A 21,077-nucleotide genomic window follows, 5' to 3' on the forward strand; every position below is an offset into this window, starting at 1 on the left:
CTCATTACACCGGCATGCTCATGATGTCCTTGTAGGCGGACAGGAGTTTGTTGCGGACCTGCAGGGTCGTCTCGAAGCCCACCGACGCCTGCTGGCGGGTCAGCATGACCGCCGCGATGTCCGTGGTCTCGCCGCGCTCATAGGCAGCGGTCGCGTCGCTCGACTGGGTCTGCAGCTTGTTCACGCCCTCGATGGCGCTGCGCATGGCGTCCGCGAAATCGGCACCACCTGCAGGGCTGCTGGCGGGCGCGCCGCCCGTCGCGGCACCGGCGGCGCTTTTCGCGGCGTCCTGAATCGCGGAGTTACGCTGGAGAATGCTCTGGCGCAGCGCCAGCACGCTATCGACCGAAAGTCCCGACATGATGATGCCTCCTGCGCTCAGCTAGCCAGCGCGAGGTCACGCATTTCAGCGAGACGGTAGCGCAGGGTACGTTCGGAAATGCCAAGGATACGCGCCGCGCGGGCGCGATGCCCGCCGGTGTCACGCAGGGCGAGGCGAATGGCGTCCATCGCCGAGGCGCGGGCGACATCCTGAAGACGAGCACGGGCCGGCAGCGGCGCGGGCTCGGCCGGAACGGGCGCGGGCATGGCGTTGCCGGCAAGGCTGAGATCGCTCACGTCGATCTGGTCGCCCTCCCGCAGCACGATGGCCCGCTGCAGGACATTGCCCAACTCACGGGCGTTGCCCGGCCAGCTGTGCGCGGCGAGATGCGCCAGGGCAGCGGGCGTCGGCCAGACAAAGCCGGACTGGCCGCCCTGATGGCGCAGCAGAAACGAAGCGGTGATCGCCGGAATGTCACCCGGACGGCTTGCGAGCGCGCTCAGGTGCAGCGGCATCACATTGAGCCGCCAGTAAAGGTCCGCGCGGAACCGACCGGCATCGGCTTCCGCCGAAAGATCGCGGTTGCAGGCGGCGACGACGCGCACATCGACCGGCACCGGATGCGTCGCGCCGACAGGAAGCACTTCGCCTTCCTGCAGCGCGCGCAGCAGCTTGGCCTGCAGGGCCAGCGGCAGTTCGGCGATTTCGTCGAGAAACAATGTGCCGCCATTGGCAGCGAGGAACAGACCGTCAGACGACGCGCCGGCGCCGGTGAAGCTGCCCTTCTTGTGACCGAAGAGCATGGCTTCCATCATGGTTTCCGGCAGCGCGGCGCAATTGACGGCGATGAAATCCTTGTCGGCGCGGGGGCTCATATCATGAAGGAAGCGCGCAATGCCCTCCTTGCCTGTGCCGGTCTCGCCCTGGACGAGCACGGTCGCATCGCTGGCGGCGATCCGCTGGGCGAGGCGCATCAGCATGGCGCTGCTCTCGTCTCCCACTGCGGGCATCCGCGCCGGGCGGAACAGTTCGGCGATCAGGGCAAAGGCCATCGCCTTGTCCTGCGCACCGAAGGCAATGCGGGCGGGGAAGCCATTGGAGGCGGGCATGAAGCGCGGCGTGCCCTCGCGCCACTCGATCAGCAGGTCGCGACAGGTTGCATCGGCAATTTCCTCGGCGAGGAGAATGCGCTGAACCGATTTACCACGCGGCGTGTCCGCACCCACCGTTCGTACAGAAAAGCAGGCAGTATCGAGCCACACGTCCAGATCCGGCAACAGCCGCTGTACGCGCTGACTCATGTCGACATGCAACATGCGTAAGCCCCCGTTTTGGTCCAGTCCGGGCTCTTGCGAGCCACCCCTGTCTTGCCCGTTAAAAGTGATAAAAAATGCTTAGCATTCGGTTAACGACGGCGAACCATTGCCGCAGTGCGGCAGGATTTTGCCGACCGTCTGAAGGCGCGAAAATCATGTCGCGCTTGACGTGCAGAGCCTCCGCTCTCCCTCTCGACGAACCATCCCGCCGCACTTTGTTGCAAAATATATCGTTTTATTTCATTATATTAATTGGTGATTTCGGGAAATTTGAGACGGTCACCTAAAGCTCATGAGGCCTTATCCGTTCTGTGGTTTCGAGGCCGCCACCGCCAAAGGGCAGCGACCCTCAGTGAAGCGGGAAAGGAAACCACATGACTGTTATTGCATCCAACGTGTCCGCGATTCGGGCCCAGAATGCCTCGGCCACTGCGAATCAGGGCCTGTCGCAGGCCATGGAGCGCCTGTCCTCCGGCAAGCGCATCAACACCGCGAAGGACGACGCCGCCGGCCTCGCCATCGCCACCAAGATGACCGCCGAAGTCCGTGGCCTCGCTGCCGCACGCCGCAACGCCAATGATGGCCTCTCGCTGGCTCAGACCGCTGAAGGCGCGCTGGGCGACATCTCCAACATGCTGGTCCGCATGAAGGAACTGGCTGTGCAGTCCGCGAACGGCACGAACGACACCGCCGCCCGCGACAATCTGCAGGCGGAAGTCTCCGCGCTGATGACGCAGATCGGCAAGGTGCAGGGCCAGGAGTTCAACGGTGTGGCGCTGTTCAGCGCGACAGCTACCTCGATCCAGGTCGGCACCGGCTCGACCGACACTGTCTCGGTTGACACCTCGGCGGTGACGACGGCTCTGACGGCGCTCGCCACCGCCGCGCCGAACATCGGCGGCGCCGGCACGACGGTGGGTGCGGCGATGACCGCCATCGACACGGCGATCGAAGCGGTTGCTACCGGCCGTGCCAATCTCGGTGCCACGCAGAGCCGTCTCGAATCGGCTGCCAGCAACCTGACCACCACGATCACCAACCTGTCCGACGCCCGTTCGCGGATCGAAGACGCCGACTTCTCCGAGGAATCGACGGCGCTCGCCAAGAACCAGATCCTCAGCCAGGCCTCCACGGCGATGCTCGCTCAGGCGAACCAGAGCCAGCAGGGCGTGCTCAGCCTGCTCCGCTAAGGGCAGCACCTAAGATCGGACGGCGAGGGTACTGGTCCACACTCGCCGGCCCGGTTGACCCCCGGCACCATAGAGTCCCCATCGTGCCGGGGGTCAGCATCCCCAACAGGGAATATGGAAACCCTTCGCTCCCCCGGGCGGAGGGTTTCTTCTCTTGTAGGCGAGCGAGGCGCCGGCCCCCGGCGGACAAGCGAGAGGTGTTGATCGGGCACGTGGAGCGCGCATGAAGGCGCCGCTCGCCAGCCTGATGCTCATGCGGACATGCAATGGGCGGAGGCCAGAAGGGGAGTGGCCAGCCATGATCCCTTCCATCGCACCACCACTCCGTTCGCTTCGAGCGAAGTCGAGAAGGGTGAAGCGTACCGTGTCTCGACTTCAGCCTTCGGCTGAAGTTTATCCTGAGCGCCCGCCCTGCGGGCAGTCGAAGGGCTCGACACGAACGGGAGGTTAGGCGGCGTGGACAAAATTCCGAGCTTGGGAAAACAGTGTCGGTTCCGCTCCGATCCAGCACGTGGCGTGCCAAGGATCCACTTCCGTTCGTCCTGAGTAGCTGCTGAGCCTGTCGAAGCGGCGTATCGAAGGACCGCCCCGCCCATCCGGGCAGAGCGCTATTCCTCCGTGGTAATCAACACCGCTTCGCCGACCACCAGAAAGAGCAGGAACGGCGCCCAGGCCGCCAGCATCGGGGGGTACACCCCCAGATTGCCCATGGAGAGCGCGAAATTATCGGCCACGAAGAAGGCGAAGCCCAACGCCATGCCGATCACCGCGCGCACGAACAGCTTGCCGGAGCGTGCAATACCAAAAGCGGCGACAGAGCCCAGCAACGGCATGAGCAATGCCGACAATGGCCCGCTGATCTTATGCCAGAGCGACCCTTCGAGCGATGCAACCGGGCGCCCCGCCTCGCGCAAGGTATCGATCGCCTCGCTCAGGTCGGCAAAGGACATGGCATCGGGATCGACCGAGGACAGCGTGAACTGGTCCGGCGTGACCCCCTTGCCGACCACCATCCGGTCGACATGGCGGCTGACCCCGCGCACGACGTCGAACACGCGGATATCCTCAAGCAGCCAGCCATCCGGGGTAAAGCGCCCGTGCTTGGCATAGACGATCGAGATCAGGGCATTGTTATGCCGGTCATAGACGTTCACGTCCTGCAGCCGCACGGCATTGCCGCGACCAGTGATCGTCCCGGCCCGGATGAGGTCATCCTCGTGCCGCACCCAGACGTTGCCCTTGACCCCCGGGTCCGAAGGGATGGGGCCGAACTTCGCGGCCTCCCAGGCAGTGAGCGTCGCGGTGGCGCGCACGACCACGCGTTCGTTGAACACATAGCTGATCGCCGCCACGGCAAGACTGGCCAATATGAGCGGCGCGAGAATCTGGTGGGCCGAGAGCCCGCCGGACTTCATCGCCACCACCTCGCTATTGGCATTGAGCGTCGCCAGCGTGATCAGCGTGCCGAGCAGCACCGAAAAGGGCAGAAAGCGCGAGATGATCTGCGGCGCGCGCAGACTGACATATTGCCACAGCTGCGCATCGCCATTGCCGGGATAGGCCAGCACCTTGCCGGCCTCGCTCAGCAGATCGAGCATCTGCAGGATCAGCACCAGCATCGCCAGCATCGCCAGGCAACGCAGCAGGAAGGTCTTGCCCAGATACAGCGCCAGCGCGCGGGAAGGGAAGAAGTTGAGCAGCATGGCCTATCCCCGATGTGCCTTGCGGTAACGCCGGTCGCCGAACCATTTGAGCAGCGACTTGAACAGGCCGAGCAGCTTGGCGAACTGACGATCCAGCGCACCGATCGGCTGGCCGCCGGGCACATAGGCGGTCTGATAATAGAGCCAGGCGATGATCCCGGCGAAAATGAGGAACGGGCCCCACAGGCCCAGGAACGGATCGATCCGGCCCAGTGCGCCCAGCGACTGCATCGTCTGGTTGATCTTGTGATAGGTGACGATGAAGACGATCGACAGGAAGACGCCGAGCGCGGAGGTCGAGCGTTTCGGCGGGATCGCGAAGGCAATCGCCGCGAGCGGCAGCAACATCATCATCGCCACTTCCACGACGCGGAAATTGAAGTTCGACCAGGCCTGCGCCCGGCCCAGCGCCGTATCGCGGGTGAGGCCGGCGCGGAACAGCTCCGGCAGGCTCAGCTCCACATCGCCATCGCCCCGCGTGCGGAACTCCTCGATCTTCGGCAGCGAGATCGGCAGATCATGGTTGGAGAAGGAGAGGATGCGCGGTTCGGTGAAGCTGGGCGAATTATGCACCAGCACGCCATCGGTAAGGCGCATGATGATCGTATCGGGATCGTCGGTGGCGAGGAACTGGCCCCGCGCGGCCGTGACCGCCAGCGACTGGCCGCCGTCACTGTCCATGCGGGCGAAGATGCCGCTCAGCTTCTTGCCTTCGTCCTCGCTCTCCTCGATGCGGATGGTGATGCCGTCGCCCAGCTTGGTGAACTCGCCGACCTTGATGGACGCGCCCAGCGCGCCCGAGCGCAGCTCGAACCGCAGCCGCTCATAGGCATATTTGCTGTCCGGCTGGATGAAGCCGACAATGGTCAGGTTCAGGATCGCCAGCGCGATGGCGTACATATACGGCACCTTGAGCAGGCGCGTATAGGAAAGGCCGACGCCGCGCAGAATATCCAGCTCGGAGGACAGAGCCAGCTTGCGGAAGGCGAGCAGGATGCCAAGCATCAGGCCGATGGGAATGCCAAGGCCGAGATATTCGGGCAGGAGATTGGCGAGCATCCGCCACACCACGCTCACCGGACCGCCTTCGGTCGCGACGAACACGAACAGCCGCTGCATCCGGTCCAGCACCAGAAGCATCGCCGCAACGATGAGGCTTGCGAAAAGCGGGACCGCGATCAGCCTCGCCATGTAGCGGTCCAGAGCGGTCAGCATGAGAGTCCGCAGGTTCCTTGAGCCGGTTCAGGTGGCCCGGCCGGAAGGTCCGGACACGGCAAGGCCGTAAGCGGGATGCGCCCGCGCCGCAACCTTAGAGTGTATGGACGCCCGCCAGATCATAGCGCCACGCGCCAGCCGGAGCCGGGAAGGCGCCCGGTCGTGCGACCAACGGACGGCTTGACCGAGCCGTGACAGGCCCGGTCGTTCGATCAGCCAGCGATGGCGCCCGTCATCCGGCCCGCGGTCGCGAACATCTCGAGAATCTGGCCGACCTGCTCGCTCGAATGCTCGGCACAGAGCGAGCAGCGCAGCAGGAAGGTGCCGGCCGGTGTCGCGGGCGGACGGGCCATGTTCACATACAGCCCTAGCTCCAGCAGCGCCTGCCACATCGCCACGGCCTGCGTCTGGTCGGTAAGGATGACGGCGATGATCGCCGATTGCGGCGTCTTGGTGCCGAGCGTGAAGCCGAGATCGATCAGCCCCTTGTGCAGGCGGCGGCTGTTCTCCCACAGATGCGCGCGCTTCTCGCCGGCGTTCATCAGCTTGCGGATCGAGGTCGCGGCGGTGGCGACGACGCTCGGCGGCAGCGAGGCGGTGAACACATAAGGCCGGCAGACGAGGCGCATCACATCGAACTTGGGATGATCCGAGACGCAGAAGCCGCCGACCGTGCCGACCGATTTGGAGAAGGTGCCGACGACGAAATCGATCTCCTTCTCGACGCCCTGCTCCTCATAGACGCCACGGCCATTGGGGCCGAAGAAGCCCATGCCATGCGCTTCATCGACGAGAATCATGCAATTGGGGTGCTTGCGGATCGCGGCAACCATGTCCGGCAGCGGCGCCACGTCGCCGAGCATCGAATAGACGCCTTCCAGCACGACCAGCTTGAGCGCATCGGCCGGCAGGCGCCCGAGGCGCTTGTCCAGATCCTCGACGCTGTTGTGGCGGAAGCGCACGATCTCGGCATTGCCGAGCGCGCAGCCATCATAGATGCTGGCATGGCTGTCGGCATCCAGCACGATGTAATCGCCCTTGCCCGCCAGCGTGGAGATCATGCCGAGATTGGCCTGATAGCCGGTCGAGAACACCATGGCGTGCTTGGTGCCATAGAAGTCCTTGAGCGCATCCTCGCAGGCCTTGTGGGTCTGGTAGGTGCCGTTGAGCACGCGGCTGCCGGTGGTGCCCGATCCGAACTCGTCGAGCGCCTTCTTGCCCGCCGCGACCACGTCCGGGTCGAAGGTCATGCCCATATAATTATAGGTGCCGAGCAGGATCGTCTCCTTGCCCTTGATCACCGCAAGCGTGGGCGACTTCACTTCGTCCATCACGATGGCGAAGGGATCGCGCACGCCGGTCGCCAGCAGCGCCTCGCGCTCGGCGATCAGGGGATCGAACTTGGAGAACAGGTCCTTGTCGGCCTCCGCCACGCGCATGGTGGTTTCCGCCCCGTCGATCACGCTCGCCATGGCTTCAGCCCTCCGCCTTCAGCTTCATCACCGCATCGACGAGCTGGCCGACCGTCTCGATCTCCGCCTGCATGTTCATGGTGATGATGATCTCGAACTCGTCCTCGATCGCGGCGACGAAATCCATGACGGTGAGGCTGTCCCACTCCAGGTCGCCGGCGAAGGTGGTGCTGTCGCTCAAGGCGACGCCCTTCTTGTTGAAGGGTTCGATCTGCGCTGCGATCTGCGCGTAGACGTCCTGACGGTCCGACATGGCTGCGACTTTCTTTCCGTAATAGCCCAATAAGGCCCTGTTGCGAGCCGAATGCCCGCTTCGCCCTGCCTATGGCAAGCGAATAAGGCGGGATTCGGGCATCAGCGCGGCAGCAGGCCCTTGTCGCGATAGGCCTGCGCGGTCATGGCAAGGCCCGCCTCGGCGGCGATGGTCGGGCGCCAGAGATCGGCTGGCGGATGCAATGCTGCCTTCGACACCCAGTCGGCATGGCAGAAATAAGCGGCGCGGTCGGGCGTCAGCCGCGCCTTGTCGCCGCGCAGCAGCCGGTCGATACGGGCGCCGAGGCGGACCAGGGCGGACGGCATGGAAATCGTCCGCACCGAGGCACGCCCCACGGCGCGGCCAATGGCCCGGGCAAAATCGACATGGCTCCAGCCTTCAGGCGTGCCATCGTCCACTTCATAGACTTTGCCCTGCGTTTCGCCGCCCTGCCGCGTGCCCAGCCGCACCAGCAGATCGGCCAGATCATCGACATGGATGGCCGAGAGGCGCCCACCGGGCGGGAGCAGCACAAAGCCGCGCGTCGCCATCTGGAACAGCTCCAGCAGCTCGGCATCGCCCGGACCGTAGATCGCGGGCGGGCGGATCATCGTCCAGTCGAGCGCGCTGGCCTGCACATGCCGCTCGGCTTCCGCCTTCGACCATCCGTAATCGGAGAGCCCCGGCTCGCGCGCCGCGAGGCTGGAGACATGCACGAGCCGCACCACGCCCGCACGCTGCATGGCGGCGATAACGGCAGCGGTGCCGGTGGCATTGCCCGCCTCGAACCCGGCACGGGTCGGTGCATTGACTACGCCGGCAATGTGCATGACGGCATCCGCGCCGGCGACCAGCGCATCGAGCGCAGCGTCATCCTCCAGCGAGCCGGCAATCCAGCTCACGCCCTCGCGCGGCGGCTGGGGGCGGCGGGTCAGCGCGCGCACGGCATGGCCGGCGGCCAGCGCCCTTTCCACCGTCGCCTTGCCGACAAAGCCGGTGGCGCCGGTGAGGGCAAGCGTGCTCAGAGCAGCACCATATAGCTGCGGTGGACCATCGCGGCGCGCGGGGTGCCGCCGAGCAGGCCGGCGACCTCAGCGCTGCGCTTGCCGATGATCCGCTCGGCATCCTGGCTGTCATATTGCGCGAGGCCGCGCGCGATCACAGCGCCATCCGGCCCGACGATGTCGATCACGTCGCCGCGCGCATAGCTGCCATTGGTGGCGGTGACGCCGGCCGGCAGCAGGCTGCGGCCCTTGCGCAGGGCTTCCGTCGCGCCGGCATCGACGCTGAGCTTGCCCTTGACGGTGAGGCGCCCGGCCAGCCAGCCCTTGCGCCCGCCGCGTTTGGCCGAGGCGCGGAACAATGTGCCGCGTCCGCTGCTCTGCCAATGGCCGAGCGGCGCATCGACGCGGCCGGAAATGATCGCCAGATGTGCACCCGCGCCGGTGGCGATCTGCGCAGCCTGCAGCTTGGAGATCATGCCGCCCGATCCCATGCCCGAGGCGCTGTTGCCATCGCCCATGGCCAGAACGGCGGCATCGATCTTCTCCACCAGCGGGATCAATGTGGCATCGGGATTGCTGTGGGGGTTCGCCGTGTAGAGCCCGTCGATATCCGAGAGCAGCACCACCGCATCTGCGCCCGCAGCCTGGCCAATGCGCGCGGCCAGCCGGTCATTGTCGCCAAAACGGATTTCCTCGGTGGCGACGCTGTCATTCTCATTGACCACCGGCACCACGCCGAGGCCCGCGAGCCGGTCCAGCGTGGCGGAGGCATTGAGGTAACGGCGGCGATCCTCAAGGTCGCCCAGCGTCACCAGCATCTGCGCGGCGGGAATATCGTGCCCGGCAAGCAGGTCGGCCCAGACCTGGCTGAGCGCGATCTGGCCGACGGCGGCCGCAGCCTGCGCATCCTCCAGCGTCGCCCGCCCCCCCTTGGCGAGGCACAGACGGCGCGCGCCGAGCGCAATCGCGCCGGAAGACACGACGATGATCTCCTGCCCATCCGCGCGGCGGGCGGCGATCTCGTCGACAAGGCTGGTGAGCCAGTCGCGCCGCACGGAGCCGTCCGGGGCGACGAGCAGCGCCGAGCCGACCTTGATGACAATGCGCCGAACGGCGGCGGGCGGGAAACCGGTGAGGGCGTCAGTCATGATGGGTATCCCCAACGCACTCTTCTCTCATGCCCAGAACAAACCCACCGTTCGTGTCGAGCGAAGTCGAGACACGCGAGGACAGTGCCAGCCGTGTCTCGACTTCGCTCGACACGAACGGCGCGGGGGACAGGGGAAAAGCCCCTCCTCTTCAGAGGAGGGGTTGGGGTGGTGCTGAACGATGGGGCGTGAGCGCCGCGCAGTCGACACCGGCGCATCATCACCCCCGCCCCCTCCTCTAAAGAGGAGGGGAGATACATCCTCAAATGGGGGACCATGGCTTGTCCTCCACCTCACCTTCCTGCGCGGCCTTCTCCTCGGCCTCGGCGCGGTGAACCTCGCCCAGCATGGGCAGCACGGCATCGAGCAGCGCCTCCATGCCCTCGCCGGTCGCGCCGGAGATGATGAACGCCTTGCCCGCGCCCGCCTTCTTCAGGTCCTTGGCGACATCTTCCATCAGCTCCTGCCCAAGCAGATCGCCCTTGTTGAGCGCGAGAAGCTGCGGCTTGTCCTCCAGCCCCTCGCCATAATTCTCCAGCTCGGTCTGCACGATGCGCCAGGCCTCGACCGGATCGTCCCCGGTCGCGTCGATGAGGTGGATGAGCACCCGGCAGCGCTCGATATGCCCGAGGAACCGGTCGCCAATGCCAGCGCCCTCCGAGGCACCCTCGATCAGCCCCGGAATATCGGCCAGCACGAACTCCCGCCCCTTGTGCAGCACCACGCCGAGCTGCGGCTTGGTCGTGGTGAACGGATAGGCGCCGACCTTGGCCTTGGTGTTGGTCACCTGATTGATGAAGGTCGACTTGCCGGCGTTCGGCAGCCCCACCAGCCCCACATCAGCCAGCAGCTTGAGGCGCAGCCACACCCAGCGCTCCTCGCCCGGCCAACCGGTGCCGTGCTGGCGCGGCGCGCGATTCGTGCTGGTCTTGAAGCTGGCATTGCCGCGCCCGCCATCGCCGCCGCGCAGCAGGACGATCCGCTGGCCGGGCTCGGTGAAGTCGGCCAGCACCTCGCTATAGCCTTCTTCATCCGGCTCGGAGATGACCTGCGTGCCCACCGGCACCTTGATGACGAGATCATCGCCGCCCGCACCGGTGCGGTCGCCACCCTCGCCATGGCCGCCGCGCGGCGCCTTGAAATGCTGGGTGTAGCGGAAGTCGATGAGCGTGTTGAGGCCGGGCACCGCCTCGAAGATGATGTCGCCACCCTTGCCGCCATTGCCGCCATTGGGGCCGCCATATTGAATATATTTCTCGCGCCGGAAGCTGACCGCTCCCGGCCCGCCCGCACCCGAGCGAATGAAAATCTTGGCCTGATCTAGGAAATGCATCGGCCGCCCATAAGGCCTTTGCCCGCAAAGGTGAAGCGCGGCCTCATAAGGTCCGGCCTTCCCATGCTTCCATTTCTCCGGCGAGGCGTTACCTCAGCCGGGTTCGACTGGTGAAAGGCACGCGCGTGACCGTCATAGCAGCACGGCGATATCGCAATGGCAAGGTTGTGGGGGATGTCGACATCCACTGCCCCCGCCATGACCGGCTGCCGGCGGGCGAGTTCGTCTGGATCGGCCTGCATGAGCCGGATGCCGAAGAACTGGCTCAGGTCGGCACCTGTTTCGGCCTGCACCCGCTCGCGCAGGAAGACGCGCGCAAGGGCAAGCAATTGCCCAAGCTCGAGCTGTATGGCGACCAGCTCTTCCTGATCCTGCGCACGGCGCATCTGGAAGGCGACCTCATCGGCTATGGGGAGACCTCCGTCTTTCTCGGCGCGGACTTCATCGTCACCGTGCGCCACGGTTCGGCGCGGGCGCATTCGGAGCTGCGCGCCCGGCTGGAGAGCGCGCCCGCCGCCCTGGCCCACGGCCCGGATTATGTGCTGCACGCGATTATGGACTTCATCGTCGACGGCTATTTCCCGGTCGTCGATGCGCTGGAGGAACAGGTGCTGGCGATGGAAGCCGCTGCCGGCGAGGCCTTCCTCGACTCAGACCAGATCCGCCAGATCTTCGCGACCCGCCGGGAGATCGTCCGCTTCCAGCGCATCCTCGGGGTGATGAGCGATGTTGCCGGGCGCATGGTCAATCATGTCCAGCCGAATATCGACGAGAACATGCTGCCCTATTTCCGCGACGTGCTGGATCATGTCCGGCGGGTCGAATATCGCGTCGCGGGGCTGCGCGACTATCTGACCTCCGTCGCGGAAACGAGCAGCCTGCTCGAACAGCGCCGGCAGGGCGACATCACCCGGATGCTGGCGGCGTGGGCCGCGATTCTGGCCGTGCCCACTGCCATTGCCGGCATCTACGGCATGAACTTCAGCAACATGCCCGAATTGCAGTGGCGCTACGGCTATTTCATCGTGCTGGGCGGCATCGCGATCATCTGCGCGCTGCTGTATCGGCGCTTCCGCAAGCTCGGCTGGCTGTAACCGGTCCCTGGCCGCGCTCGGCGTGAGCACGGCCACGGACTCGCAAATGGCGCGCGACTCTCAGGCCGCGACTGGCTCGCGATCCGCGTAGATTTCCACCGCCACGTCCTCGCGCATGTCGCCTTCGCCGCCCTCTTCGTAGAATTGGCAGAGATCGGCGCGATTGCGGCCACGGCTGTGGCGCGGCTCGGGGCGGCCCGCCGGACGGAAGCCGAGCTTGCGCAACACCCGGCCGGACGCCGGATTGTCGGTGAAATGGCTGGCGCGAATGTTGCGCACGCCCGTCGCGCGGGCGATCTGCATCACGGCCGAAGCCGCTTCGGTCGCGAAACCCAGGCCCCAGTAAGGGCGCGCGATCCAGTAGCCCAACTCCAGCGCGCCATCGTCCTGCGTATGGATGCCGCAGGAGCCGATAAGACGCGGTACTCCCTGGGTGCGCTTCATCACCAGGAACTTGGGCTGCAGCGGATCGTGATCGCCGGCGAGGAAATCGACCGCATCGTCCAGCGTATAGGGCCAGGGCGCGCGGGCAAGATTCCGCACGATCGCTTCATCCGCGATGGCGGCATAGAGCGCCTGCGCATCTTCCGGCCAGCCGGGCCGCAGCAGCAAACGGGGGGTACGTGCAAACATGGTCTTGTCTCCGGTTCCGGGGCGCTCTGCCGCAGACAGATGACGCCTGTGAGACAGCCTTGCGAACGCTGCGAGCAACCGTGCTCCTGACGCGTCGAGGTCTATCGAGGGTCCAGGGAGAACAAGAAAAAAGGAAGGAGGGGCGATCCCTTCTCCCTTGGTTTCAGATGAACCGGCACCGGCTCACCAAGGGATCGTCCCGCTGGACGATCCCTGTCATGAATCGTCCGATTATTCGGCGGCTTCCGCCATCACGTCCACGGACACAAATTTGCGACCGAGCTTGCCGTCGTGGAACACCACGCGACCTTCGGTGAGCGCAAACAGGGTGTGGTCCTTGCCGATGCCGACATTGCGGCCCGGGTAGAACTTCGTGCCGCGTTGACGGACGAGAATATTGCCGCCGAGCACGCTCTGGCCGCCGAACTTCTTCACGCCAAGGCGCTTCGATTCTGAATCGCGACCGTTGCGCGATGAACCGCCAGCTTTTTTATGTGCCATGGTCTAAACTCCTCGAAACTTTCAGAGCATTTCAGCAAAGGTGGAAACCGGTTTTGCGTCCGAAAATGCTCAATCAACCAAATTCAGGCTCAGGCTTCGGCGGCTGCCGGAGCGGCGTCGGCCTTCTTGGCGGCGGCCTTCTTCTTCGGCGCTTCGCCGCCGATCGCCACGATCTTGAGGATCGTGTGCTGCTGGCGATGGCCGTTGCGACGACGGTAATTGTGCCGGCGGCGCTTCTTGAAGACGATCACCTTCTCGCCCTTGGCCTGGGCAATGATCTCAGCCGAGACCGTGAGGCCCTTGCTGTCCTTGATTTCCGAGCCGTCACCCGCGAGCAGGACATCGTCCAGCGTGACGGTTTCGCCGGCTTCACCAGCGATCTTCTCGACGACGATCTTGTCTCCGGCGGCGACGCGATATTGCTTGCCGCCCGTACGCACGACAGCGAACATGGGCTTAACTTCCATCAATCAAATGCTTGGCGCGAACGGCATGGCACAGCCATTTGGAGCTGTCCGCGCGGGAATGTGGCCCCTTAGTGAGGGTCGCCGGACCTGTCAACGGAAAGACTCGGATTTTCGCCGCGCAACCTCACGCGCCGCGCCGTCAAACCTGCAACGGGCACCGCCTGCGCGCCATGGTTGAAGCGCTTCTCCCGCCACCCTAAATGAAAGGCATCATGCTGCGCCGACTCACCGCCTTTTTCGCCCTGATGATTCTGGGCTCCGCCGTCAACGCGCAGGCCGACCCGCGCACCTTCCCGTCGCTCGCTAAGCGTCCGGTGGAAAGCCGCGATCGCACGGTGCCGCCGGCCCCGGCGATCAAGCCCGCCGCGACGGACCCGGCGCTCGCCACGCAGGTGGATCGCTTCACCCGCGATGCGGGCAGCGCCGACACGGCCTTTCAGAGCCTGCTCGCCGGCAGTCGTGCCAGCGTGGCGGCAGGCGCAGGCGCGGCGCCGAACAGCGAATCCTGGGTGACCGCGCAGACGGCAATCAGCGCGCTCGACAGTGCCCGTTATGAAAGCGTCGCCGCGCTCGCCGCGCTCGATACGCTGTTTGTTGAGCGGCAGGACGCGGAGGATGCCGCCCGCGTCGCCGCAGACCTCGCCGTCATCGATCCGGCCCGGGTGCGCGTGCTGGCAATGGTCGACGCGCAGAATGATGCGCTCGACGCCCTCAGGCGCCAGCTTCCGCAGCCTTGAGCGCTGCGGTGTGCAGCGCCGCCTCCTCGACATAGGCCTCCACGCCGCGCCGCATCCCGTGCAGGTCGGCCTCGCCCAACTCACGCATATATTTGGCCGGTCGCCCGCTCCACAGCTGGCCTGAGGGCATGCGCTTGCCGGGCGTGAGCATCGCGCCCGCCGCGAGCATCGCATCCCCCTCGACCACGCAGCCGTCCATCACGATGGCCCCCATGCCGACGAAAGCGCGGTTCTCCAGCGTGCAGCCATGGATGATTGCCATATGCCCAATCAGCACATCGTCGCCGATGATCGCCGGATGCCCGCCATCGCCGAAATCGCTCTCGACATGGACAGTGCTGCCATCCTGAATGTTCGAGCGCGTGCCCACGCGAATGGCGTTGATGTCCGCCCGCAGCACGCAATTATACCAAACGCTGGCCTGCGGGCCGATCTCGACGTCGCCGATAATGACGCAGCCCGGCGCCACGAAGGCGGTTTCGTGAATCTTCGGCGTCTTGCCGTTGAAGGGAAGAATAAGAGGCCGGGTCATGACTTGTCCTCGCTCAGCGCCGTCCAGTCCGCGCGCCGCATCTCATAGATGATCGTGGGATTGTCGGCAGCGGGATAACGGCTGTCACCATAGTCCAGATCGGCACGACGCCGCATGCCGAGTTTCTCCATCAGGCCCCAGGAGGGCGGATTGCTGAGCGAGGTCTGCGCGAAGACCGCCGGCAGATCCCACGGCCCGAACGCCCGCGCCAACATCGCCCGCGCAGCCTCCTGCGCATAGCCCTTGCGCCAGCAATCGTGCCGGATGATCCAGCCGATCTCCCACTGCCCGGCCAGCGCGGCCGGGGCTTCCGGCGAATCGATGACGCCAAGCCCGCAATCGCCGAGCAGCAACCCGTCGGCCTTGCGCTCGATCATCGCCAGCGAGATGCCCTTGGTCTCCCAATCGGCCGCGATCCGCGCGAAATTGTCCGCAATGGCCTCCGCCGGTCTGGGGCCGCCCAGATAGGCCCGCACTTCCGGCGTGTTCATGTGGGCAAGCCAGACCTGCTGATCGCCCGGCCGCTCGGTCCGCAGGATCAGCCGCTCGGTTTCAGCGATCATTCTGGCCATGGCGCTCCCTCACTGGCCCGCTCAGCCGCCCAGCAGCCGGGCGGCATGCAGCGCGTGATAGGTCAGCACGCCCGTGCAGCCGGCCCGCTTGAAGCTCATCAGCGTTTCCATCACCAGCGCGTCGCGCTCGCCCGCGCCGACGGTCACGGCAGCCTCGATCATCGCATATTCGCCGCTCACCTGATAGGCGAAGACCGGGATGTTGAAGGTATCCTTCACCCGCGCGACGATATCGAGATAGGGCAGGCCGGGCTTCACCATCACGCTGTCCGCGCCCTCGGCAATGTCCATCGCCACTTCGCGCAGCGCCTCGGCGCCATTGGCCGGGTCCATCTGGTAGCTCTTCTTGTCGCCCTTGAGCAGCCCGCCCGAGCCGACCGCATCGCGGAACGGGCCGTAGAAGGCGCTCGCATATTTGGCGGCATAGGCCATGATCTGCACATTGGCGTGGCCATCGGCCTCCAGCGCCTCGCGAATCGCGCCGATGCGCCCGTCCATCATGTCGCTCGGCGCGATGATGTCCGCGCCGGCGGCGGCCTGATTGAGCGCCTGGCCGATCAGCATCTCCACCGTAGCATCGTTCACGACATAGCCGGCTTCATCGAGCAGCCCGTCCTGGCCGTGCGCGGTATAGGGGTCGAGCGCCACGTCGGTCAGCAGGCCGATCTCCGGGACGGCATCCTTGATCGCGCGGATCGCCTCGCACATCAGATTGTCCGGGTTGAGCGCCTCCGCGCCATCGTCGCTGCGCAAGTCACGCGGGGTGTTGGGGAACAGCGCGAGGCAGGGAATGCCCGCCGCCGCAGCCTCCCGCGCGCGCGCCACGGCGAGATCGACCGACCAGCGCGAGACGCCCGGCAACGAGCCGACCGGCTCCTCGACCCCACGACCCGCCGTGATGAACAGCGGCCAGATGAAATCGGCCGGCGTCAGGCGATGCTCGGCATGAAGCCGGCGGCTCCAGGCGGCAGCGCGGGTACGGCGAAGGCGAAGCTCGGGATAGGCAGCGTGCGTCATGCCGGCGGGATAGGCCTCTCGCGCGCCCCGATCAATGGCTGCGGCGCCGCCCGCCCCTGAGAGACGGCGGGGCGCGCCCATCCACGTTCATTCCTTCGACAAATGATATTCAATCCGTTACGCCGTCGCAAACGGCCGATATCCGGCCAACAACAGATCCGAGGGGAGAGGCAGGCATGGCATCCACCGCCGCCACCACATTCAGCGCCGCGCTGGCCAGCAGGCCCGTGCGCAGGTTCCAGTGGATAACGGTCGGCATCTGCCTGCTCATCCTCGTCAGCGATGGCATCGACATGCAGCTGCTCGGCATCGTCGCGCCCCTGGTGATCGCTGACTTCGGCGTGGATCGCGGCACATTCGGCATTGCGATGAGCGCGGCGCTGATCGGCTTCGGCCTTGGCGGCTGGCTGGGCGGGATGCTGGGCGACAGGATCGGCCGGCGCTACGCCCTCGCCTTCGCCGCGATCATCTTCGGCCTCGGCACCATCGCGGCGGGCCAGGCCGGCAGCGTGACCAGCATGGCCCTGTGGCGGCTGGTCAGCGGCATCGGCTTTGGCGCGGCCTATTCCAACGCGCTGACCATGGCGAGCGAGTGGCTGCCGGACCGGCTGCGGCCGATCACGGTCAGCTCGCTCTCGGTCGGCACCCCGATTGGCGGCGCCGTCGTCGGCTGGGTCGCCCCGGCCCTGTCGGACCTTTATAGCTGGCGCTGGACCTTCATGGTCTTCGGCATCGCGACGCTCTTCCTCATCGTGCTGATTATCGCCGTGCTGCGCGACAGCCCCTCCTTCCTCATCGCGCGCGGCCGCAAGGCGGAGGCGCAGGCCGTTGCCCGCCGCGTGCTGGATGAAGACATCGACCTCATGCCGGAGCGCCATCGCGCGGATGATGGCGCCGGCGTCGCCATCGGCGTGCTCCACCGCAGCAATCTGCGGATGAACATCGGCGTCTGCACCTCCTTCACCGCCTGCGCCCTCGTCGCCTATGGCATCCTCAACTGGTCCACCACATTCCTGACCGCCGCCGGCTTCACCCTGCCGCAGGCGGGCAATGCCGTCTCGGTGGCGGGCATCACCTCCATGGTCGCGGCGATTGCCGCCGGCTTCCTCAGCCGGCGGCTGGGCACCCGCACGGTGATGAGCGGCATCAGCATCGCGCTGTTCCTCTGCATCGTCACGCTCGGCTTTTTCGTCGAGACGCTCTCCCCGGTGCCGACCGAGACCGAGCGGCTGATCGTGGTCAGCCTGATCGGCGCCTCGGCGGCGGCCTTCAGCGGCGGCATCGCGACCATGTATGTCATCATGACCCATGGCTATCCGCCCTCCTGCCGCTCGTCGGGAATCGGCTTCGGTATCTTCATGAGCCGGGTCGGCGCGGTGTCGGCCAGTGCGTTCGGCGGCGCGCTGCTGGAACTGGGCAATGGCAGCGTCATCCCCTTCTTCGCGGTGCTGGCAGTCGGCGCCATTCTCGTCTCGGCAGCCTCCTTCATTGTCGACCAGCATATGCCGCCCGCCGGGCGCCCCGTCCCGCTGCCAGCCTGAGCGGATCAAGCCACGGGAACCTAATCTGCGCAGGTCCGCTTAAGGCGCATGCTGGCGCGCGCACCATTTGAGGATGTTCTGGAGGAGATCGCCTCGGGCGACCTCTCGTCCGGCTCCGGCACGGCTGCAGCCTGTGCGCTGGCGATGGGCATTGCCTGCCTGCGCAAGGCGATCGCGGTGAGCCTCCACCATCCCCCAGTCGACCCCGCCCTGCACGATTCGGCGGCGCGGCTGTGCGCCCTCCAGGATCGCGCGCTGGCCGCTGCCAAGGCGGACGCCGTCGGTTTTCCACGCCTCGTCCGCGCCCGCCCGGATGGCGAGAAAGCGCAGGCGGCGGACGATCTCGTGGCGCTGGCCGACCGCTTCACCTGGCTCTGCGCGCAACTCATGTCGGAAGCCGAGCGACTGGCGCCCCTGCTGCGCGCCAACATGGCCAACGACATCCTCGCCGCTCGCCGATTGGCCGACGCCGCCTCCGCGATCATGGAGGCCAATGGCTCGGAGAATGCAGGCGACGCAACCGAAGGCGCATAGCTCCCCTACCCAAGCGCCGCTGCGCTTGCTAATCGCTCGGCATGACAGATTTTCGCGATCCGCTGGACAGCATCAAGGACCACCCCTTCGATTCCGCGCTGTCCGAGCGATATCTGGTCTACGCGCTCTCCACGATCACCGCGCGCTCGCTGCCCGATCTGCGCGACGGCTTGAAGCCGGTCCACCGCCGCCTGCTGTGGGCAATGCGCCTCTTGCGGCTCGAACCGAGCGGGCCGGCGCCGGATATTCTGGTGGCCAATCCCGAGCGCAACACCACCAGCTACAAGAAATGCGCCCGCGTCGTGGGCGACGTCATCGGCAAATATCACCCGCATGGCGACGCCTCGGTCTATGATGCGATGGTCCGGCTGGCGCAGGACTTCTCCCTGCGCACCCCGCTGGTCGACGGGCAGGGCAATTTCGGCAATATCGATGGCGATAACGCCGCCGCCATGCGGTACACCGAGGCGCGGCTGACGCAGGCCGCTGCCGATCTGATGGCCGGCCTCGACCATGGCACCGTCGATTTCCGCCCGACCTATAATGGCGAGGAGGAAGAGCCCGAGGTCTTCCCCGGCCTGTTCCCCAATCTGCTCGCCAATGGCGCCAGCGGCATCGCCGTCGGCATGGCGACCAGCATTCCGCCGCACAATGTCGCTGAGGTGATCGACGCGGCCACGCTGCTGATCGACCAGCCGGAGGCCGAGCATGCCCAGCTCATGCAGTATATGAGAGGGCCGGATTTCCCGACCGGCGGCGTGCTGGTCGATCCGCCCTCGGTGATCTCGGACGCCTATGCGACCGGCCGGGGCAGCATGCGCCTGCGCGCCCGCTGGCACCGCGAGGATGAAGGGCGCGGCACCTGGATCGCGGTGATCGACGAGATTCCCTATGGCGTCGCCAAGGGCAAGCTGATCGAGCAGATCGCCCAGCTCATCGCCGACAAGAAGCTGCCGATCCTCGCCGACGTGCGCGACGAGTCGGACGAGGTTCTGCGCATCGTGCTGGAGCCCCGCGCCCGCACGGTGGATCAGGACGTGCTGATGGACAGCCTGTTCCGCCTGACCGATCTGGAGAGCCGCTTCCCGCTCAACATGAACGTGCTGGATGCCAGCCACACGCCCCGCGTGATGGGCCTGCGCGATCTGCTGACCGAATGGCTCAAGCACCAGATCGAGGTGCTGGTCCGCCGCGCCCGGCACCGCATCGAACAGATCGACAACCGGCTGGAACTGCTCGACGGCTATATCATCGCCTATCTCAACCTCGACCGGGTGATCGAGATCATCCGCAGCGAGGATGAGCCCAAGCCGGTGATGATGGCGGAGTTCCAGCTGACCGACCGGCAGGCCGAGGCGATCCTCAACATGCGGCTGCGCTCTTTGCGCAAGCTGGAGGAAATGGAGCTGCGGCGCGAGCGCGACGACCTCGCCGCCGAACGCGAGGATCTGCACAAGCTCGTCGAATCGCCCGCCCGCCAGCGCACCCGCCTCAAGCGCGACCTCGCCGATCTGCGCAAGCGCTACACGCCGGAAAAGGGCATCGGCGCACGGCGAACCGGGCTCGAGCAGGCCGGGCCGGCGCGCGAAATTCCGCTCGAGGCGATGATCGAGCGCGAGCCGATCACCGTCATCATGTCCCAGCGCGGATGGATTCGCGCGATGAAGGGCCATGCCGACCTCACCGCGACCGATGCGCTCAAGTTCAAGGAAGGCGATGGCCCGGCCTATGCCTTCCACGCGCAGACCACGGACAAGCTGCTGCTCGCCGGATCGGACGGGCGCTTCTACACGCTGGGCGCTGACAAGCTGCCGGGCGGGCGCGGCTTTGGCGAGCCGGTGCGGCTGATGATCGATCTGGCCAATGAGACCGACATCGTCGCGCTGTTGCCGGCCAAGGCGGACGGCAAACTGCTGCTCGCCGCCAGCGACGGGCGCGGCTTTATCGCGGCGATGAGCGAGATCATCGCCGAGACCCGCAAGGGCCGGCAAGTAGTGAACCTCAAGGCCGGCGCGCAGCTCAAGGTGGTGCGGCCGGTGGCACCGGGGGCCGATTCGGTCGCTGTCATCGGCGAGAATCGCAAGCTGGTCATCTTCTCGCTCGCCGAACTGCCGGAAATGGCGCGCGGACAGGGCGTCACTCTGCAGCGCTACAAGGATGGCGGCCTCTCCGACGCGATGACGCTTACGCTGGCGCAGGGCCTCTCCTGGACGATGGGCGGGGACAGCGGCCGGACCCGCACCGAAACCGACCTGCTCTCCTGGCGCGCAGCCCGCGGCGCTGCCGGGCGAATGCCGCCCAACGGCTTCCCCCGCGACAACCGATTCGACTGACCCCTCAGCGCACAAATCCTCCTTTTCCCGTCACGGGACGAGGGGGACTGTTGCAGCATCAACAAAAATAGGGGCTTGCGCCAGACTTTCAGCCTTAATTTACCATGGGCCGTTAACCCGGCGATCCATGACGGCAAGCGCGAAACGCGAGACGGAGCAT

21 protein-coding genes are annotated in these 21,077 nt (G+C 66.0%); 6 read left to right on the forward strand and 15 right to left on the reverse strand.

Going from position 1 to position 21,077, the window contains the following annotated elements; all coding sequences use genetic code 11:
- Window positions 1-4 precede the first annotated feature (4 nt).
- Together fliE and M2339_RS13310 are read right to left on the reverse strand one after the other, a co-directional pair.
- Window positions 5-361, reverse strand: coding sequence for a flagellar hook-basal body complex protein FliE (gene fliE / locus M2339_RS13305; RefSeq protein WP_181560903.1), 357 nt, complete (start codon window positions 359-361; stop codon window positions 5-7).
- Between the two features lie 17 nt (window positions 362-378).
- The gene (locus M2339_RS13310; protein ID WP_264588263.1) at window positions 379-1,638 is read right to left on the reverse strand and encodes a sigma-54 interaction domain-containing protein; all 1,260 of its coding nucleotides are present in this window, start codon (window positions 1,636-1,638) and stop codon (window positions 379-381) included.
- A gap of 374 nt (window positions 1,639-2,012) precedes the next feature.
- Here M2339_RS13310 and M2339_RS13315 point away from each other — a divergent pair, with 374 nt between their 5' ends.
- Window positions 2,013-2,828: a flagellin gene (locus tag M2339_RS13315; RefSeq protein WP_264588262.1), complete on the forward strand. Its 816-nt coding sequence runs from the start codon at window positions 2,013-2,015 to the stop codon at window positions 2,826-2,828.
- A gap of 608 nt (window positions 2,829-3,436) precedes the next feature.
- On the opposite strand, the gene lptG is transcribed toward M2339_RS13315, so the two are convergent.
- The 7 genes from lptG to obgE form a co-directional block, all read right to left on the reverse strand.
- Window positions 3,437-4,531: an LPS export ABC transporter permease LptG gene (gene lptG, locus M2339_RS13320; protein WP_264574122.1), complete on the reverse strand. Its 1,095-nt coding sequence runs from the start codon at window positions 4,529-4,531 to the stop codon at window positions 3,437-3,439.
- Between the two features lie 3 nt (window positions 4,532-4,534).
- Window positions 4,535-5,746 carry an LptF/LptG family permease gene (locus M2339_RS13325; RefSeq protein WP_264577845.1) on the reverse strand — a complete coding sequence of 404 codons (1,212 nt, stop codon included), beginning with the start codon at window positions 5,744-5,746 and terminating at the stop codon, window positions 4,535-4,537.
- A gap of 212 nt (window positions 5,747-5,958) precedes the next feature.
- Complete coding sequence (gene spt, locus M2339_RS13330; protein WP_264588261.1) at window positions 5,959-7,218, reverse strand: serine palmitoyltransferase; 1,260 nt, start codon at window positions 7,216-7,218, stop codon at window positions 5,959-5,961.
- Window positions 7,219-7,222: 4 nt separating this feature from the next.
- On the reverse strand, window positions 7,223-7,471 hold the full coding sequence (locus M2339_RS13335) for an acyl carrier protein (RefSeq protein ID WP_181560908.1): 249 nt from the start codon (window positions 7,469-7,471) through the stop codon (window positions 7,223-7,225).
- Window positions 7,472-7,572: 101 nt separating this feature from the next.
- The gene (locus M2339_RS13340) at window positions 7,573-8,496 is read right to left on the reverse strand and encodes an NAD-dependent epimerase/dehydratase family protein (protein ID WP_264588422.1); all 924 of its coding nucleotides are present in this window, start codon (window positions 8,494-8,496) and stop codon (window positions 7,573-7,575) included.
- The gene (proB, locus tag M2339_RS13345; protein ID WP_264588260.1) at window positions 8,493-9,623 is read right to left on the reverse strand and encodes a glutamate 5-kinase; all 1,131 of its coding nucleotides are present in this window, start codon (window positions 9,621-9,623) and stop codon (window positions 8,493-8,495) included. The genes M2339_RS13340 and proB overlap by 4 nt, the downstream gene beginning before the upstream one ends.
- Window positions 9,624-9,885: 262 nt before the next feature.
- Complete coding sequence (obgE, locus tag M2339_RS13350) at window positions 9,886-10,956, reverse strand: GTPase ObgE (RefSeq protein WP_181560910.1); 1,071 nt, start codon at window positions 10,954-10,956, stop codon at window positions 9,886-9,888.
- A gap of 125 nt (window positions 10,957-11,081) precedes the next feature.
- Between obgE and M2339_RS13355 the strand changes: the two genes are divergently transcribed.
- Complete coding sequence (locus M2339_RS13355) at window positions 11,082-12,050, forward strand: magnesium and cobalt transport protein CorA (protein ID WP_264588259.1); 969 nt, start codon at window positions 11,082-11,084, stop codon at window positions 12,048-12,050.
- Window positions 12,051-12,110: 60 nt separating this feature from the next.
- Here the strand turns inward: M2339_RS13355 and M2339_RS13360 are convergent, their stop codons facing one another.
- The 3 genes from M2339_RS13360 to rplU all read right to left on the reverse strand — a co-directional run bounded on the left by M2339_RS13360 (window position 12,111) and on the right by rplU (window position 13,636).
- A complete protein-coding gene (locus M2339_RS13360) occupies window positions 12,111-12,683 on the reverse strand; it encodes a GNAT family N-acetyltransferase (protein WP_181560912.1) in 573 nt (190 codons plus the stop codon).
- A gap of 231 nt (window positions 12,684-12,914) precedes the next feature.
- Complete coding sequence (gene rpmA / locus M2339_RS13365) at window positions 12,915-13,184, reverse strand: 50S ribosomal protein L27 (protein ID WP_181560913.1); 270 nt, start codon at window positions 13,182-13,184, stop codon at window positions 12,915-12,917.
- Between the two features lie 89 nt (window positions 13,185-13,273).
- Complete coding sequence (rplU, locus tag M2339_RS13370; protein ID WP_181561558.1) at window positions 13,274-13,636, reverse strand: 50S ribosomal protein L21; 363 nt, start codon at window positions 13,634-13,636, stop codon at window positions 13,274-13,276.
- Window positions 13,637-13,863: 227 nt separating this feature from the next.
- Here rplU and M2339_RS13375 point away from each other — a divergent pair, with 227 nt between their 5' ends.
- Window positions 13,864-14,388, forward strand: a complete 525-nt coding sequence (locus M2339_RS13375; protein ID WP_264588258.1) for a hypothetical protein — start codon at window positions 13,864-13,866, stop codon at window positions 14,386-14,388.
- On the opposite strand, the gene M2339_RS13380 is transcribed toward M2339_RS13375, so the two are convergent.
- Genes M2339_RS13380 through hemB form a run of 3 tightly spaced genes read right to left on the reverse strand, consistent with a single transcriptional unit; the run spans window position 14,363 to window position 16,509 of the window.
- Window positions 14,363-14,920 (reverse strand): gamma carbonic anhydrase family protein, encoded by a 558-nt coding sequence (locus M2339_RS13380; protein WP_264588257.1) that lies wholly within the window; start codon window positions 14,918-14,920, stop codon window positions 14,363-14,365. The two genes, M2339_RS13375 and M2339_RS13380, sit on opposite strands and share 26 nt — an antisense overlap.
- A complete protein-coding gene (locus M2339_RS13385) occupies window positions 14,917-15,492 on the reverse strand; it encodes a GNAT family N-acetyltransferase (RefSeq protein WP_264588256.1) in 576 nt (191 codons plus the stop codon). Before M2339_RS13385 ends, M2339_RS13380 begins: the two co-directional genes overlap by 4 nt.
- Window positions 15,493-15,513: 21 nt before the next feature.
- Window positions 15,514-16,509, reverse strand: a complete 996-nt coding sequence (gene hemB / locus M2339_RS13390; protein WP_264588421.1) for a porphobilinogen synthase — start codon at window positions 16,507-16,509, stop codon at window positions 15,514-15,516.
- A gap of 176 nt (window positions 16,510-16,685) precedes the next feature.
- Between hemB and M2339_RS13395 the strand changes: the two genes are divergently transcribed.
- From M2339_RS13395 to parC, 3 genes are read left to right on the forward strand one after another with little or no spacing between them, the layout of a single operon-like run.
- Entirely contained in the window at window positions 16,686-18,050 is a 1,365-nt protein-coding gene (locus M2339_RS13395; protein ID WP_264577840.1) for an MFS transporter, read from the forward strand.
- A gap of 48 nt (window positions 18,051-18,098) precedes the next feature.
- A complete protein-coding gene (locus M2339_RS13400) occupies window positions 18,099-18,584 on the forward strand; it encodes a cyclodeaminase/cyclohydrolase family protein (RefSeq protein ID WP_264583985.1) in 486 nt (161 codons plus the stop codon).
- 41 nt (window positions 18,585-18,625) lie between these two features.
- On the forward strand, window positions 18,626-20,917 hold the full coding sequence (parC, locus tag M2339_RS13405; RefSeq protein ID WP_264588255.1) for a DNA topoisomerase IV subunit A: 2,292 nt from the start codon (window positions 18,626-18,628) through the stop codon (window positions 20,915-20,917).
- Window positions 20,918-21,077 lie beyond the last annotated feature (160 nt).

The organism is Sphingobium sp. B2D3C (genome assembly GCF_025961835.1).
Taxonomy (GTDB): Bacteria; Pseudomonadota; Alphaproteobacteria; order Sphingomonadales; family Sphingomonadaceae; genus Sphingobium.